Raw genomic sequence first — 16,267 nt, forward strand, 5'->3', positions numbered from 1 at the left:
ATGGGTCAGGACGGGTTGGTGATGGCGAACGGGAGTGTGTCGAAGGATGGGGCGTCGGGAGAAGCCTGGAGCAAGACCTGCCAGATCCTGAGGCGGGAGCTCGGCGAAGCCACCTTCGGGTCCTGGCTGGGCCAGGCCTCCCTGCGGGAGCAGGACGGCGATGTCTGCCTGGTGGCCGCCACCGGCGTCGCGCGGGATTGGATCCGTCGTCACGCCTGGCGCCGGATCGGCGAGCTCTGGGCCCAGAACGACCCCATGGGCCGCAACCTCGCCCTGAAGTCGAAGATGGAGTTCGAGGGCCAGGCCTCCGCCGCGCCGGCCCCGCTTGCCGCTGCGCCTGCGGCGCAGGCGCCCGCAGCGGAGCGCACCGCCCCTGAGGTCTCGGCCCGTCGTCCCGCGCCGGAACCAGCCGAGGCCCGGCCCAGCCTGTCGGGCGCCCGCCAGCAGGGCCTGCAGGAGCGTTTCAGCTTCGAGACCTTCGTCCCGGGGCCCTCCAACGAGTTCGCCTTCGCCGTCGCCCGCCGGGTGGCGACCTGGGCGGATGGACACTTCAACCCGGTGCTCTTCCACGGCCCCTACGGCTTCGGGAAGACCCACCTGCTGAACGCCCTGGCCTGGGAGGCCATGAGCACCGGCGAGGCCAAGCGCGTCGTCTACCTGACCGCCGAACGCTTCACATCGACCTTTGTCCGCGCCATCCAGGACCGCCAGACCGCGGCCTTCAAGGCCGAGCTGCGGAACGCCGACCTTCTCCTGATCGACGACGTTCATTTCGTCGCCGGAAAGCAGAACACCCAGGAAGAGCTCTTCCACACCCTGATCGCCCTGATCGAGGATGGTCGTCGGGTGGTTCTCACGGCGGACAGGTCGCCCTCCGAGCTCTCGGAGATGGAGCCCCGGCTGCGCTCGCATCTCCAGTCCGGCCTGGTCTGCGGCATCGAGCCGGCTGACCGGACCCTCCGGCTAGGGATCCTCGAGCGCAAGCTCGCCATCCTGGCCCAGGCCGGCGGCTTCCTGCCCTCGGCCCGGAGCGAGGTCCTTCAGTTCCTGGCCGACCGCTTCACCGACTCCGTCCGCGAGCTGGAAGGCGCCCTCAACACCCTGGTGGCCCGGGTCGGCGGCGACATCGCCCGTCTGGGCCTGGATGAGGCCCAGGCCATCCTGCGGCCTCACCTGGCTTGCAGCGAGAAGCGGGTGACGGTGGACCAGATCCAGAAGGCCGTGGCCGAGCATTACGGCCTCAAGCAGGCCGACATCATCTCCGAGCGCCGCGCCCGCGTGGTCGCCCGGCCCCGCCAGGCCGCCATGTGGATCGCCAAGCAGATCACCACCCGGTCCCTGCCGGATATCGGCCGCCGGTTCGGAGGGCGCGACCACACCACCGTCCTCCACGCCGTACGCCGGATCGAGGCCCTGAAGCAGGATGACGCCGTCCTCGCCCGCGACCTGGACGCGATCATCCGCAAGCTGCGCAGCTAGATCTCGGCGCCTCAGCTGACCCTTCCGTCCGGGGTCTTGCCCCGGTCCACTCTCCCCGGGCCGCAGTTGCGCGCCCGAGGGGATCTCCCGGCGAAGCCGGGTGAGAGGGTCAACGGCGTTCGAGCTTTCGGATCAGGGCCAGGGCGTCTGGCGGCGGGGGCCGTTCAATGCGGCGGTAATCCCGGCAATCCTCCGTCCGCGACACCAGGCCCAGGGTGAACATCGAGCGTCGCAGCAGGGCCGGGTCGCCGATGAGGCTCAGGGCGTTCAGCCGCTGGTTGAACCCGACTTCCGAGAAGGACCTTCCGGGTTCGACCTGGGCCCAGAGCCCCCAGAGGGCGAGGGTCTGGAGCGAGGTCTTCGCGGGCCAGGTCGCCAGGCGGCCCTCGGCGTCGAAGTGACGGGCGGTTCGCTCCACCAGGACGAGATCCGGCGCAGGTCCGGGGTCCGCCGCCGGGACGGCGGTCGCATCGGGCCCGCCGGCGGCCTGCGCACGAAACTGCTGGAAGTTCCTGTGGCCGGCGGCCCGGGCCAGGATGTTCAGCATCTCGACATGGCCGGGCGGTTCTGTCCGGGCCGCCAGCTGCTCCCGGAGGGACTTGGCCAGGGCCGAGATGTCGTCGACTGCATACGGCAGGAAGGTTCTGGGCATCACGGATCCTCGTGCTGCGCCTGGCCCGTGAGGGCGGTGTCGGGGTCGCCGGCTTCGACCTGGCGCGGAAGGAAGGCGTCAGATGCGGAAAGAACTCGGATTGCGCAGGTTTAGCTCCCCTCGCGGGGCGGCGACGCCTGGGTGAACTGCAGACCCGGCCCCCGCATAGCGCGACGGGGCGGACATGGAAAGGGCGGCCGGATCGCTCCGGCCGCCCCTGAAGTCCGTCGGGAGGGAGGGCGGATCAGCCCTCGGCGTCCTCGCCGGCGCTTTCCTTCTTGGACAGGTCCTCGCCGGTCTCCTGGTCGACGACCTTCATCGACAGCCGGGTCTTGCCGCGGTCGTCGAAGCCGAGAAGCTTGACCTTCACGGACTGGCCTTCCTGCAGGACGTCAGAGACCTTGTTCACCCGCTCCGAGGAGATCTGGCTCACGTGGACCAGGCCGTCCTTGGCGCCGAAGAAGTTCACGAAGGCGCCGAAGTCGACGATCTTCACGACCTTGCCGGTGTAGATGGCGCCCAGTTCGGGCTCCGAGGCGATCGACTTGATCCAGTCGCGGGCCGCGTCGATCTTGGCCTGGTCGGGCGCGGCGATGCGGATGGTGCCATCCTCGCCAATGTCGACCTTGGCGCCGGTTTCAGCGGTGATTTCGCGGATCACCTTGCCGCCCGAGCCGATCACTTCGCGGATCTTGTCCACCGGGATCTTGATGGTCTCGATCTTGGGCGCGAATTCACCGAGCTCAGCGCGCGGGGCTTCCATGGCCTTGGCCATTTCGCCCAGGATGTGCTGGCGGCCGCCCTTGGCCTGCTCCAGCGCCTTGCGCATGATCTCCTCGGTGATCCCGGCGATCTTGATGTCCATCTGGAGGGAGGTGATCCCGTCCTCGGTGCCGGCCACCTTGAAGTCCATGTCGCCGAGGTGGTCCTCGTCGCCCAGGATGTCGGAGAGCACGGCGAAACCGTCCTTCTCGAGGATCAGGCCCATGGCGATGCCGCTGACCGGCTTCTTCAGGGGCACGCCGGCGTCCATCAGGGCCAGGGACGCGCCGCATACGGTGGCCATGGACGAGGAGCCGTTGGACTCCAGGACCTCGGACACCAGGCGCAGGGTGTAGGGGAACTCGTCATGCGAAGGCAGCATGGGGCGGACGGCCCGCCAGGCCAGCTTGCCATGACCCACTTCCCGACGCCCGGGGGCGCCCATCCGGCCGGTCTCGCCGACGCTGAAGGGGGGGAAGTTGTAGTGCAGCAGGAAGCGCTCGTAGTACTTGCCTTCGAGGGCGTCGATCAGCTGCTCGTCATCGCCGGTGCCCAGGGTGGCGACCACCAGGGCCTGGGTCTCGCCGCGGGTGAACAGGGCCGAGCCGTGGGCCCGGGTCAGGACGCCGACTTCCGAGACGATCGGGCGCACCTTGTCCACGGTCCGGCCGTCGATGCGGATACCCGTCTCGATGATGTTGCGGCGGACGACCTCAGCCTCGAGCTCCTTCAGCACGCCGGCCAGCTTCTGGCCGTCGGCGCCGGTCGGATTGGCTTCGGACTTGGCCAGGGCGGCTACGGCCTTGGCCTTGGCCTGGCTGACCGCGTCGTGGCGCTGGCCCTTTGCGACGATCTTGTAGGCGGACGCCAGGTCTGCGCCCACCAGCTTGCGGGCCTCGGCCTTGAGGGCCTCGGTGTCGTCGGGGGCGAACTCGAAGGGCTCCTTGGCCGCATGCTCGGCCAGCTCGATGATCGCGTCGATCACCGGCTGCATGGCCTTGTGCGCAAAGGTCACGCCGCCCAGGACCACCTCTTCGGAGAGCTCCTGGATCTCGGACTCCACCATCATGACCGCGTCGCTCGTGCCGGCGACGACCAGGTCCATGGCCGACTCCTTCATCTGGTCGAGGGTCGGGTTCAGGATGTACTCGCCATTGGCGTAGCCCACGCGGGCGCCGCCGATCGGGCCCATGAAGGGGGCGCCGGACAGGACCAGGGCGGCCGAGGCGGCGACCATGGCGACGATGTCAGGGTCGTTTTCGAGGTCATGGGCCAGCACGGTGGCGACCACCTGGACCTCGTTCTTGAAGCCCTCGACGAACAGCGGCCGGATCGGACGGTCGATCAGGCGCGAGGTCAGGGTTTCCTTCTGGCTCGGCGCGGCCTCGCGGCGGGGGAAGGAGCCGGGGATCTTGCCCGCGGCGTAGTACTTCTCCTGGTAGTTCACGGTCAGGGGGAAGAAGTCCTGCCCGGGCTTGGCGCTCTTGGCGTAGACGGCGGTGGCCAGCACCATTGTCTCGCCATAGGTGGCCAGGACGGAACCGTCAGCCTGGCGGGCCATGCGGCCGGTTTCGAGGGTCAGCGTGCGACCGCCCCACTCGATGGTCTTTCTCTTGATATCGAACATTTGGCTTCTTTCTTCTCCCGCGGGCGTATTCCCAGCGGGGGCGGACAGGGTGTCGGACGACCGAAATCCTCTCCAGGAACGACAGGCGCGGTGAGGATTTCTGTGGAACCCCCGACGTAGGACGGCGACCCCCGAATGGGCCTCCGCGCACCACCCCTGGTCCCCCGGCCTGTCGCGGGGGCGGCGGTGAATGAAGCCAGGGCCCCCTTCGGGGCCCCGGGAACTAGCGGCGCAGGCCGAGCTTCTCGATGATCGCCTGGTAACGGGCGACGTCGGAGGTCTTCAGGTGGTCCAGCAGACGGCGGCGTTGGGACACCATCTTCAGGAGGCCGCGGCGGGAGTGGTTGTCTTTCTTGTGGGTCTTGAAATGCTCGGTCAGGTTGGCGATCCGTTCGGACAGGATGGCCACCTGGACTTCAGCGCTTCCCGTGTCGCCCTGCGAGCGACCATGGGACTGGATGAGTTCCGCCTTGCGTTCCAGCGTAATCGACATCGTAAAGTCTCCGCTCTGGTCAGAGGTGAAAGACGCGTGCGGGTTCGAGCCGTCCCATACGCATCTCGCAGAGCGCCACCAGCGAACCGCCCTCCATGGCTGAAACGGTCCGGGATCCGGAGGTGAGCCGGGTCCTCAGGTCGTCAACCTGTCGGGGAACGAGAACGATGGGCCGTCCCTGCCTGAGCCTGAATGCGTCTTCTGTGGTCACGGCCAGCTCCGGGATGTCGTCCAGGGCGGTCTCGACCGGAAGCAGGGCGTCCAGGAGGGCGGCCTTATGCCCCAGATCCTCCAGGTTTTCCAGTGTAATCGCCCGGGCCTCCGTGAAGGGCCCCACCCGGGTCCGCCGCAGGGCGCTCACATGGCCGCAGGCGCCGAGGCGCTCGGCCAGATCCCGGACCAGGGACCGGACATAGACGCCCTTGCCGCAGTCGATCTCGATCTCGACATGGTCCGGGTCCGGCGCGGCGGTCACCCGGGCCCGGTGGATCACCACCCGGCGGGCCGCCAGCTCCACGGTCTCTCCCGCCCGGGCCAGGTCATAGGCGCGTTCGCCGGCCACCTTGATGGCTGAGTAGGCGGGAGGAACCTGGTCGATCTCGCCGACGAAGTCCGGCAGGGCCGCCTCGGTCGCTGCAGGGCTCGGCCGCACGTCGGAGGCCGCCGAGGTCTCACCCTCGCGGTCCAGGGTGGTCGTCGTCCGTCCCCAGGCGATGGTGAAGCGGTAGGTCTTGCCCGCCTCCATCATGAAGCTGACGGTCTTGGTCGCTTCGCCCAGGGCTATGGGCAGGACGCCTGTGGCCAGGGGGTCGAGGGTCCCGGCGTGACCAGCCTTCTGGGCGTTGAAGATCCTCCGGACCCGGCCGACGGCCTGGGTGGAAGTCAGGTCATAGGGCTTGTCCAGGCAGATCCAGCCCGAGACCGCCTCGCCGCTCTTGCGTCGCCCCACCTCAGTCCTCCCCGTCCGCCGTTTCGGATTGCCCATCGGGGTCCAGGTCGCGGGCGACGCGGGGGTCGCGGAACAGGGCCTCCATGCGGGCCGCCTCGGTAAAGCTCTCGTCGTGGGCGAACTTCAGGTCGGGGGTGAACTTCATGTCGATCCCCCGGCCCAGGCGGCCCCGCAGGAACTTCGCGTGGCGGTTCAGGCCCGCCACCACCCGCCCCGCATCCTGCCCGCCGAGGGGCTCGACGAAGGCGAAGGCGTGTCGCAGGTCCGGGCTCATCCGCACCTCCGTCACGGTCACGGACACGCCCGCCAGGTCGGGATCGGCGATCTCCTCCTCGCGGAGGATCTCGACCAGGGCGTGGCGGATCAGTTCTCCGGCCCGCAGTTGGCGCTGCGAGGGTCCGGCCGGGGCGCCGCGACCGGCGCCGGTATGCTTTTTCATGGGAGGGTCCCGGATGGCTGGCCCGGACCGCGGATCGGACGCGGGCTCGGGGAAAGGCGGGGGGTTCTAGTCGCGCGCAGGCCCCCTGTCCAGCGGCGCTGTCCTCAGGCGCCTGTCCGGCGCTGGAAGAAGTCGATCACCTTCTGCTCTGCGGCCTTGGTGGGGCCATCCTCGCGCAGGTGCAGGGTCAGGACCGAGTGCGGGGGCATGTCGGCCGGAGCGGCGTCGGCGTCGTCCAGCTCGACCGGATCGAAACGGTCGCCGAAGGTCGCCTTCAGGGTCTCGAAGCGGGCGTCCGGCACGAACCGGTCGGAGCGGAAGCGCAGGCCCATCACGGTCAGGTCCTCGGCTTCCAGCCGGTCCTTCACGCAGCGCAGGTCCGCGGGCGAGACGTCGATGTCGGCGCCCCGGGCGCGGGAGCCGAAGGGCACGGGCAGGGAGGGCTGGGACAGGACCGGCGCCACCACGGCCGGCTCGGTCATCATGGCCAGGGCGAAGCCGCCCGAGAAGCACATGCCCACGGCGCCCACTCCCGCCCCGCCGCATTCGGCGTGGGCCTTGCGGGCCAGGGCCCTCAGCCAGTCGGCGATCGGGCTGGTCCGCCCGGTCCGCCAGACGTTGAACTCGCGCCGGACGCAGAAGGCCGTGGCCATTGACTTCAGGGCGTAGCCGCCGCTGACCGGCCGGCCCGGATCGCCGATCAGGCTCGGCAGGAAGACGGTCATCCCGGCCTCGGCCACGCGGTCGGCGAAGCGGATGACCAGGGGGTGCAGGCCGGGGATCTCGTGGATCACGATGACGGCGGGTCCCTGTCCGCGACGCCAGACCGGACGGGTCCAGGGGCCGTCCTCGAACTCGAACTTCTCGTAGGCGGAGAGCGCATCTTCCCAGGCCATATCAGCCTCCCTCAGAGCCGGATCTTCAGCGAGGAGAGATCGCCCTCAAAGCCGCTCAGCCGCCACCGGCCCTCGGACGAGCGGGTGAAGACGAGGAGGCAGGGGCCGTCCTTCTCACGGGTCGCGCACACCCGCCCGTCAGGCTGGGCCTTCAGGCGGCTGGCGATGGCCACCGTCCCGGGCAGCGGCTTGTCAGGCGAATATCCGTAGGCCTCGGCCACCTGCCGGAAGACCCGCGGCTGGAGGAGGGCGTCGCCGGCCAGGTTGGCCAGGCCTGGAGCGACCACGGCCCCGAAACGGCCAAGGTCGAGGCCCTCGATCTTCAGGCGCCCGGCCTCCCGGGACAGGCGGGCGGTCATTTCCGCCTTCAGGGCCTCGCGGTCGACGCGGGCGTCGAAGGCGGCCCTGTCGTCGTCGCGGATGGCCACCAGCAGGGCGTGGACGTCGTTGGCGGCATCCAGCCGGTTGGCCGTCGCGCAGGCGGCGAGAAGGAAGAGCAGACCGGCGAGGGCGAGGCGTTTGATCATGAAACCCCCTGGGACGCGCATTCCGGAGAGGCGCATCCTAGAGGCTGCGCTTCACCTCTTCGATGTTGAAGCACTCGATGATGTCGCCTTCCTGGATGTCCTGGAAGCCCTGGAAGGCCATCCCGCACTCCACCCCGTTGCCGACCTCGGCCACCTCTTCCTTGAAGCGCTTGAGGGTCTGCAGGACCCCCAGTTCGAGGACGACGATATCGTTGCGCACGATCCGGACGCGGGCGCCGCGGCGCACCACGCCTTCGGTGACCCGGCAGCCGGCGACCTTGCCCACGCGGGTGATGTCGAACACCTGGAGGACCCGGGCGTTACCGAGGAAGGTTTCCCTCTGCTCGGGGGCCAGCAGGCCGGACATGACGCCCTTCACGTCATCGAGCAGGTCGTAGATGATCGCGTAGTAACGGATCTCCACGCCCTCGCGCTCGGCGAGCTGGCGGGCCTGGGTGGTGGCGCGGACGTTGAAGCCCAGGATGGGCGCGCCCGATCCCTTGGCCAGCATCACGTCGCTCTCGCTGATCGCCCCGGCGCCGGACAGGATGATCCGGGCGCGGACCTCGTCGGTGGCCAGCTTGTCCAGCGAGCCGACGATGGCCTCTGCGGATCCCTGGACGTCGGCCTTGATGATGACCGGCATCTCCGAGATCTTCTTGTCCTGCATCTTGGCCATGAAGTCGGCCATGGAGACGCCGCCGCCCACGGGGGCCCCGGCCTTCTCGCGCTTCAGGCGGATGCGGTATTCGGTCAGCTCGCGGGCGCGGGCCTCGGATTCCACCACGGCGAAGGCCTCGCCGGGGGACGGGGCGCCGTCCAGGCCCAGGATCTCCACCGGCTCGGAGGGCCCGGCCGAGACAACCTGTTCGTCCCGTTCGTTGAGCAGGGCGCGGACGCGGCCAAAGCTGGCGCCCGCCACGACGATGTCGCCGCGCTTCAGGGTGCCGCGCTTGACCAGGACGGTCGAGACGGCGCCGCGGCCACGGTCGATCTTGGACTCGATGACCACGCCTTCGCCGGTGCGGTCTGGGTTGGCCTTCAGCTCAAGCACCTCGGACTGCAGCAGGATGGCCTCGATCAGGTCGTCCAGGCCGGTCTTCTTCAGGGCCGAGACCTCGATGATCTGGGTCTCGCCGCCCAGGCTCTCGGCCACCACCTCATGCTGGAGCAGCTCGTTCACCACCCGGGTCGGGTTAGAGTCCGGCTTGTCCATCTTGTTGACGGCCACGATGATCGGGGTCCCGGCTGCGCGGGCGTGCTGGATGGCCTCGATCGTCTGGGGCATGACCCCGTCGTCGGCGGCGACCACCAGGACGACGATGTCCGTCACCTCCGCGCCGCGGGCGCGCATGGCGGTGAAGGCGGCGTGGCCGGGGGTGTCCAGGAAGGTCACCTTCTGGCCGTTGGGCAGCTTCACCTGGTAGGCGCCGATGTGCTGGGTGATGCCGCCGTGCTCGCCGCCGGCCACGTCGGCCTGGCGAAGGGCGTCCAGCAGCGAGGTCTTGCCGTGGTCGACGTGGCCCATGACCGCGACCACGGGGGCGCGGGTCTCCAGGTTCTCGTCCACGTCCTCGGCGCCCAGGAAGCCTTCCTCGACGTCGGAGTCCGAGACGCGCTTGACGGTATGGCCGAACTCGGTGGCGATCAGTTCCGCCGTGTCGCTGTCGATCACGTCGTTGATCTTCACCATCATCCCCTGGCGCATCAGGAACTTGATGACGTCGACGCCGCGGGTGGCCATCCGGTTGGACAGCTCGGCGACGGTGATCACGTCGGGGATGACCACCTCGCGGGCCACGCGGGCCTGCTCCTGCACGCCGCCCTTGCGCTTCTCGCGCTCACGCTCCCGGGCCCGGCGGACCGAGGCGAGGGAACGCATCCGTTCGACGGCGCCCTCGTCATCCCCGGCGACGGCCTGGATGGTCAGCCGCCCCTCGCGGCGCTGGGTGGCGCCCTTGGCGCGGCTGATCGGCTTTCCGGCCGCGTTGGCGGCCTTGCGGCGCGTATCCTCATCGTCGTCCACGCGGCGATCGAGGGTCTGGGAGCCGGGCCGGGGGGCCTGGCGGGTGGCGCGCTGGATCTCGGGGGTCGCCGGGGCGGCGGCCGGGGCCAGGCGCGGCGGCCTCGGACCGCCGGGGCGCGCGCCGTCGCGGGCGCCGGGCGCCGGGCGCGGCGACAGGGCCGAATAGCGGACAGGCTCGCCGCCCGGGGCTACGGGCCGGGGCGGCCGGGGGCCGCGATCGCCGTCACGCGGGCGGTCAGGGGCGCCGCGGTCGCGGGGCGGCTGGTCGGCCCGGGGCGCGCGCTGGCCGAAGCTGGTGTTCTCGAAGCGGCCGGCCGGACGTTCAGGTCGGTAGGTGGTGGTCGTCGGCCGGTCATCGCGACGTTCGCGGGACGGCTCGTAGGTCCGGGTCTGACCGGACGCGGCGGGCCGTGAGGGCTCGACCGGGGGGCGGGGCGCCGGCGCAGCGGGCGCCACAGCGGCCGGCGCCGCCGGAGCTGCGGGCGAGTCGGGGGCCGGCTGGGGCGCCGCCGGAGCGGGCGCTGGCGCCTGTGCTGCGGCTTCCGCCTGGGCTGCGGCGCGGGCGGCGGCCTCGGCCCTGGCGGCGGCTTCGGCGCGGGCGTTGGATTCCGCGGCCTGCCGGGCCTGGTGTTCGCGGGCGAGTTCGATCGCCCTCTGGCGGGCCTTGAGCTCCTCGGAGGACAGGCCGCCGTCAGAGGAGACCGGTGCGGCGGGCCGGGGCGCGGCCGGCGCGGCGGGGGGAGGCGTTCGGCGCTCGGCGGAGGACGGGGCGGCAAGGTTGCCCGGAGCCGGGCCGGCCGTGCGGGCGCGCTTGGTCTCGACCACCACCGTCTTCGAGCGGCCGTGGCTGAAGCTCTGCTTCACCGTGCCGGCGCTGACCGATCCGGCGCCGAGGCGCGGCTTGAGGGTCAGGGGCTGGCGTCCGCCGGGGGCGGAGGGACGGCCGTTGTCTTTATCGTCGCTCATGCGCTCGCTTTACATCCGGCCGGACGGGTCCAGCCCACTTCAAAATCCCTAGCCCTGGGCCGGGTCCGGCGTCCCGGGCGCCGAAGGGGGCGCCTCGATCCAGGACTCCGGAACCAGGGGGCGGAAACCCGAAAGCCGCTGGACATCCAATGTCCAGCGGTCGGAAGCCCGTCCCGCAAGGAAAGCGGTGTGTATCACATTCTCGCCGCCCAAGGCCAAACTCAATTCTTCACCGGTCCAGAGACCCGCCACCCCTGGCTGCGGAGAGGCCCTTCGGGCGGCGGCCAGGACCTTCCGGCGGCCGTCTGCGGCGCCGTCCGCGGCCTCGATGATCCAGGCGGCCCGCCCCGCCGCGATCGTCGCCACGACCTTCTCGAAGCCAAAGACCAGTTCTCCCGCCCGCCGGGCCAGGCCCAGTCCGTCGAGGAGGCGCCGCACCAGCAGGCGCTCGACCTGGTCCGCGAGGCCGGGATCCGCCTTCAGCGGCGCCCGCGCCGCCCGGCTGAACAGGCCCTTGCGGGCCGCGGCGTCCACCGACGCCCGGTCCGCCGCGACCCAAAGGCCGCGACCCGGCAGCCGGGCCGCGAGGTCCGGCGTGACCTGGCCTCCGGGCCCTGCGGCGAAGCGGATCAGGGACTCGCGCGGGCGCACCTGTCCCGACACCAGGTCCCGGCTCTCGCGGGAGGCCTCGGCGTGGGTCTTCGGGGTCCTGGGCCCGGCGACGGTCACTCCGGCGTCAGGCCTCCCGGGCGCCCGGCTGGCCGAAGACGATGTCCTCTTCGCTCAGCTCGGCCTCGATCTCTTCCTCCACCTCTTCGGGGGGGGCCTCGATCCAGCCCATGGCGACCCGGGCGCGCATGATCAGGGCCTCGGCCTCGGCGGCGTCGAGGCTGAAGGCGTCCAGGACGCCCGGCTCGCGCACGCGCTCGCCGTTGCGGGTCTCGTACCATCCGCGCAGGTCGTCGGGGACCAGGCCGGCGAGGTCCTCGACGGACTTCACCTCGCCCTCGCCGAGGGCCACGGCCACCGGCAGGGTCACGCCCTCGATCTCCAGGAGGCCGTCCTCGACGCCCAGTTCACGGCGGCGGGCGTCCAGCTCGGCGGCCTCACGCTCCAGGTGATCCCGGGCCCGGGCCTGGATCTCCTCGGCGGTGTCCTCGTCAAAGCCCTCGATGTTGGCGACTTCCGAGGCGTCCACATAGGCCACGTCCTCGACGGTGGCGAAGCCCTCGGTGACCAGCAGCTGGGCGATGACCTCGTCCACGTCCAGGGCCTCCTGGAACAGGGCGGTGCGCTCGGCGAACTCGCGCTGGCGGCGCTCGCTCTCCTGGCTCTCGGTCATGATGTCGATCTGCCAGCCGGTCAGCTGGGACGCCAGGCGGACGTTCTGGCCGCGCCGGCCGATGGCCAGGGACAGCTGCTCGTCCGGCACCACCACCTCGACGCGCTCGTCCTCCTCGTCCATCACCACCTTGGACACCTCTGCGGGCGCCAGGGCGTTGACGATGAAGGTGGCCTCGTCGGGGTTCCACTGGATGATGTCGATCTTCTCGCCCTGGAGCTCGGCCACCACGGCCTGGACCCGGCTGCCGCGCATGCCGACGCAGGCGCCGACAGGGTCGATGGAGCCGTCATTGGAGACCACGGCCATCTTGGCCCGGCTGCCAGGATCGCGGGCCACGGCGCGGATCTCGATGACCCCATCGTAGACCTCGGGCACTTCCTGGGCGAAGAGCCTGGCCAGAAAGCCGCCATGCGCCCGGCTCAGCAGGATCTGCGGGCCCTTGGCCTCACGCCGTACGTCGTAGATGTAGCAGCGGATCCGGTCGCCGATGTTGAAGTTCTCGCGCGGGATGGACTGGTCGCGGCGCATGATGCCCTCGCCGCGGCCCAGGTCGACGACGGTGTTCCCGTACTCGACCCGCTTGACCACGCCGTTGACGATCTCGCCGACCCGGTCCTTGAACTCCTCGTACTGGCGCTCGCGCTCGGCCTCGCGAACCTTTCCGGTCACCACCTGGCGGGCCATCTGGGTCTGCACCCGGCCGAACTCAAAGGGCGGCAGGACCTCTTCGTAGGTTTTTCCGACAGAGGCTTCGGGGTCGTCCCGCAGGGCTTCGGAAAGGCGTCGGACGCCGATCGGCTCGACGGGCAGCCCGTCCTCGTCGGTGAAGATCTCGTCATCCGGGATCACCCGGATCACCCGCTTCAGGCTGGTCTCGCCGGTCTTGGGGTCGATCCGGACCCGGATGTCGTGCTCGGCGCCGTATCGGGCCCGGGCCCCCTTCTGGATGGCCTCCTCGATGGCCGAGATGACCACCTCGCGGTCAATGGATTTCTCGCGCGCCACGGCCTCTGCGATCTGCAGAAGCTCAAGCCTGTTTGCGGCGATCCCTGTCGGGCTCATGGGACGTCCTCCTGGTCGGAATCGGGATGGGTGTCGCCGGCCATCCGCTGGGCGCGCGACTGGGCGCCCCGCTCCATCAGCCGGTCGGTCAGAACAAGCTTCGCCTCGGTGATCCAGGCGAAGGGGATGAGGGCGGTCTCGGCCTCGCCCTCGAGGTTGACGGCGACCTGGTCGCCCTCGACCCCGGCGAGCTCGCCGCGGAACCGCTTGCGGCCCTCGGCCATGCGGTCCAGCTCCAGCCGGGCCTCGTGGCCTTCGAAGGTCTCGAAGTCCTTCAGCCGTGTGAGGGGCCGGTCGACGCCGGGAGTGGAGACCTCAAGCGTGTACTCGCCGGACACGGGGTCGGCGGCGTCCAGGACCTCCGAGAGGGCCCGCGACAGGCGGGCGCAGTCCTCGACGTTCATCTCGCCCTCGGGCGTGTCCGCCATGACCTGCAGGCGACGGGCCTGGTCGCCGCCCATCAGCCTCAGCCTCACGATCTCGTAGCCCGCGGCCTCCGCCACCGGGTCGAGAAGCTCCAGGAGTCGGGCGTCTTCCGCCGTCCTGCTGCGCATGCGCTCTCTCCGCGCCCCTGCGGGGCCCTCGGGTCCAACAAAAAAGCGGCCGGGCCGCAGCCCGCCGCTCGCAGACGTCATCCAACGTCACAAACGATGTTGCGACGGTGTATAGACGAGACGACCGCGCCTGTCAGCCCCTTCCGCCGGCTGGCGCTTTCGGCCATCACCCCGGCGCCTTCGCCGCCCCCTCAACAGGACCCTCGCCCATGGACATTTCCCGGATCCCCGTCGGGGTGAACCCGCCCTACGACGTCAACGCCCTGATCGAGATCCCGCAGGGTGGAGCGCCTGTGAAGTACGAGCTGGACAAGGCCTCGGGCGCGATGTTCGTCGACCGCTTCTTGCATACGGCCATGTTCTATCCGGGGAACTACGGCTTCATTCCCCACACCCTGTCCGGCGATGGGGATCCCATCGACATCCTGGTGGTGGGCCCCACGCCGGTGGCCACGGGCGCCATCATCCGATGCCGGCCGATCGGCTGCCTCATCATGGTCGACGAGGCGGGCGAGGACGAGAAGGTCCTGGCCGTGCCGGTGGACAAGCTTCACCCTTACTACGCCGGCATCGATTCCTGGCGGTCCCTGCCGTCCATCCTGACCGAGCAGGTCGCCCACTTCTTCTCGCACTACAAGGACCTGGAGAAGGGCAAGATGTCCGAGGTCGGGCGCTGGGCCGACCCGGAGGAGACCGGCGACCTGATCCGCCAGGCGATCGAGCGGGGCCGTCAGGCCGGGGCCTGATCCGCCTCTCCGGCGGCCCGGATTCGCGCTCTGCGCTCCCGCGCCGCGACGACCAGGGTCAGGACCAGCCCCACCGCCCCCAGGGCGGCCGAGTAGACGAAGAAGGCGACATAGCCCGTCCCCAGGCCCGCGGCGCTCACCCCCGACTTCGCCGCCGCCGTGGCGAAGGCGCCGGACGCCGCGGGGAAGAGGACAGATCCCGCGCTGTCCGCCATCCGCGCCGCCCCCTCGACGATGCGGCCCGACTGCGAGGCGACCAGCTTGCCCAACAGGGCGTAGAGCGATGAGAAGAGGGCGTACTGCGAGGCGGTGAAGCCCCGGCTGGTCAGGCTGGACATGTAGGCGATCAGGCAGGTGCCGGCGAAGCCGGACGCCAGGTTGTCCAGGCCGATGGCGACGGCCAGGGCCCAGAGCTGCGGCCCCTGCAGGGTCAGCCAGGCGAAGGCCAGGTTCGAGATGGGGCCGGCGAAGGCGCCGATCACCAGCGATCGCATCAGGCCGAGGCGCGCCACCGCCCAGCCGCCCAGCCCCACCCCCGCCACGGACATCACCACGCCCAGCACCTTGCGCACCTCGGCGATCTCCAGCTTCGAGAACCCGAGGTCGAGATAGAAGGGGTTCATGATGTTCAGCACGAAGTCCGGCAGGCGGTAGACGCAGATCAGGGCCAGGATCAGGGCCGCGGTTCCCTGGTGACGCCGGACGAAGTCAGCCAGGGGCTCGCCCAGGGCCCGGAAGAGAAAGCGGCCGGGCCGGGTGGGCCGCCCCGGCAGGGGCAGGACCGCCGCCGCCAGCAGGGCCAGCCCCCCGAGGGCTGACGCCACCTGGGCGATCGCGCCGGCCGGCTTGGCGGCCCAGAGGTCGTCCAGGCCCTGGGCCGGTCCCGCCAGTCCGAGGGCGGCCAGGGGCGCCCGGATCAGGAAGGGGTCGCCCGACAGGCCTGATCCCAGGAGGGCCGCCGCAGCCAGGACGAGGCCGCCGCGGCCGACCCACTCCAGGAGGTCGGGGACCGGTCGCCGGGGGGCGGGATGGGCGTCAGCCGGGCGGGGCGCCAGGGCGGCCTCCCGCGGCGCGGCCAGGACGCCGGCGGTCCCCGCCAGCATCAGGCCCGCCATCAGGGCGTAGGAGCCCCCCCAGCCCATGGCGTCACTGAGGACCAGGGGCAGGATCCCCGCCAGGATCATGGCGATCCGGTAGCCCCACTGGTAGGCGGCGGCCAGGGCGCCGGCCCGCTCTTCCCCCGCAGCCTCGATCCGCCAGGCGTCGATGACGATGTCCTGTGTGGCGGAGACAAAGCCCACCAGCACGGCGAGCCCCGCCATGGCGCCCAGGCTCTTCGCCGGATCGACCCCCGAGATCGCCAGGAGGGCCAGGATGATCACCGCCTGGCAGACCAGCATCCAGGAGCGCCGGTGGCCCAGGTTCCGGGTCAGGCCAGGGATCGCCACCCGGTCGACAAGGGGCGCCCAGAGGAACTTCACGGAATAGGCCAGGGTGGCGAGGCTGAAGACGCCGATGACCTCCAGCGACAGTCCCGCATCCCGCAGCCAGGCCGAGAGCGTGTCGAAGATCAGGAGGTTGGGAAGGCCTGAGGCGAAGCCCAGGGCCAGCATCACCAGGGACCGGCGCTCCAGGTAGACCGCCAGGGCCTGGAGGGTCGATAGCGGCTTGCCGCCCGCTTCCGGAGACTGGGTGTCGTGCATGGGTCCGTCCGGGTCGCCGCCCGGCGCGGCCCTCGCACAGT

General features: G+C 70.6%; 14 protein-coding genes. 2 read left to right on the top strand and 12 right to left on the bottom strand.

Annotation, left to right across the window (positions count from 1 at the left end):
* Positions 1-15: 15 nt before the first annotated feature.
* A complete protein-coding gene (dnaA, locus tag HYN04_RS00005; protein WP_422385672.1) occupies positions 16-1,479 on the top strand; it encodes a chromosomal replication initiator protein DnaA in 1,464 nt (487 codons plus the stop codon).
* A 109-nt stretch (positions 1,480-1,588) separates the two neighbouring features.
* Here dnaA and HYN04_RS00010 read toward each other — a convergent pair whose 3' ends face one another.
* From HYN04_RS00010 to rimP, 11 genes are all read right to left on the bottom strand, one after another.
* Positions 1,589-2,131 carry a DUF2087 domain-containing protein gene (locus HYN04_RS00010; RefSeq protein WP_110448849.1) on the bottom strand — a complete coding sequence of 181 codons (543 nt, stop codon included), beginning with the start codon at positions 2,129-2,131 and terminating at the stop codon, positions 1,589-1,591.
* A gap of 244 nt (positions 2,132-2,375) precedes the next feature.
* Positions 2,376-4,520 carry a polyribonucleotide nucleotidyltransferase gene (pnp, locus tag HYN04_RS00015; protein ID WP_110448850.1) on the bottom strand — a complete coding sequence of 715 codons (2,145 nt, stop codon included), beginning with the start codon at positions 4,518-4,520 and terminating at the stop codon, positions 2,376-2,378.
* A 223-nt stretch (positions 4,521-4,743) separates the two neighbouring features.
* The gene (rpsO, locus tag HYN04_RS00020) at positions 4,744-5,013 is read right to left on the bottom strand and encodes a 30S ribosomal protein S15 (RefSeq protein ID WP_110448851.1); all 270 of its coding nucleotides are present in this window, start codon (positions 5,011-5,013) and stop codon (positions 4,744-4,746) included.
* A 19-nt stretch (positions 5,014-5,032) separates the two neighbouring features.
* Positions 5,033-5,962, bottom strand: a complete 930-nt coding sequence (truB, locus tag HYN04_RS00025; protein ID WP_110448852.1) for a tRNA pseudouridine(55) synthase TruB — start codon at positions 5,960-5,962, stop codon at positions 5,033-5,035.
* 1 nt (position 5,963) lies between these two features.
* Positions 5,964-6,401: a 30S ribosome-binding factor RbfA gene (gene rbfA, locus HYN04_RS00030; RefSeq protein ID WP_110448853.1), complete on the bottom strand. Its 438-nt coding sequence runs from the start codon at positions 6,399-6,401 to the stop codon at positions 5,964-5,966.
* Positions 6,402-6,505: 104 nt separating this feature from the next.
* Complete coding sequence (locus HYN04_RS00035; RefSeq protein WP_110448854.1) at positions 6,506-7,297, bottom strand: dienelactone hydrolase family protein; 792 nt, start codon at positions 7,295-7,297, stop codon at positions 6,506-6,508.
* A gap of 11 nt (positions 7,298-7,308) precedes the next feature.
* Positions 7,309-7,824: a DUF2939 domain-containing protein gene (locus HYN04_RS00040; RefSeq protein ID WP_110451221.1), complete on the bottom strand. Its 516-nt coding sequence runs from the start codon at positions 7,822-7,824 to the stop codon at positions 7,309-7,311.
* Positions 7,825-7,861: 37 nt separating this feature from the next.
* Positions 7,862-10,816 (bottom strand): translation initiation factor IF-2, encoded by a 2,955-nt coding sequence (gene infB, locus HYN04_RS00045; RefSeq protein ID WP_110448855.1) that lies wholly within the window; start codon positions 10,814-10,816, stop codon positions 7,862-7,864.
* A gap of 48 nt (positions 10,817-10,864) precedes the next feature.
* A complete protein-coding gene (locus HYN04_RS00050) occupies positions 10,865-11,545 on the bottom strand; it encodes an RNA-binding protein (RefSeq protein ID WP_110448856.1) in 681 nt (226 codons plus the stop codon).
* 7 nt (positions 11,546-11,552) lie between these two features.
* Positions 11,553-13,223 (bottom strand): transcription termination factor NusA, encoded by a 1,671-nt coding sequence (gene nusA, locus HYN04_RS00055; RefSeq protein WP_110448857.1) that lies wholly within the window; start codon positions 13,221-13,223, stop codon positions 11,553-11,555.
* Positions 13,220-13,777, bottom strand: coding sequence for a ribosome maturation factor RimP (gene rimP, locus HYN04_RS00060; protein WP_110448858.1), 558 nt, complete (start codon positions 13,775-13,777; stop codon positions 13,220-13,222). The genes nusA and rimP overlap by 4 nt, the downstream gene beginning before the upstream one ends.
* Before the next feature lie 209 nt (positions 13,778-13,986).
* On the opposite strand from rimP, the gene ppa reads away from it, so the two are divergent.
* Positions 13,987-14,523: an inorganic diphosphatase gene (ppa, locus tag HYN04_RS00065; protein ID WP_110448859.1), complete on the top strand. Its 537-nt coding sequence runs from the start codon at positions 13,987-13,989 to the stop codon at positions 14,521-14,523.
* Here ppa and HYN04_RS00070 read toward each other — a convergent pair.
* Positions 14,508-16,226, bottom strand: coding sequence for an AmpG family muropeptide MFS transporter (locus HYN04_RS00070; protein WP_110448860.1), 1,719 nt, complete (start codon positions 16,224-16,226; stop codon positions 14,508-14,510). The two genes, ppa and HYN04_RS00070, sit on opposite strands and share 16 nt — an antisense overlap.
* Between the last annotated feature and the right edge of the window lie 41 nt (positions 16,227-16,267).

Origin of the sequence: Phenylobacterium parvum (genome assembly GCF_003150835.1) — a bacterium.
In the GTDB taxonomy this organism is placed as follows: Bacteria; Pseudomonadota; Alphaproteobacteria; order Caulobacterales; family Caulobacteraceae; genus Phenylobacterium; species Phenylobacterium parvum.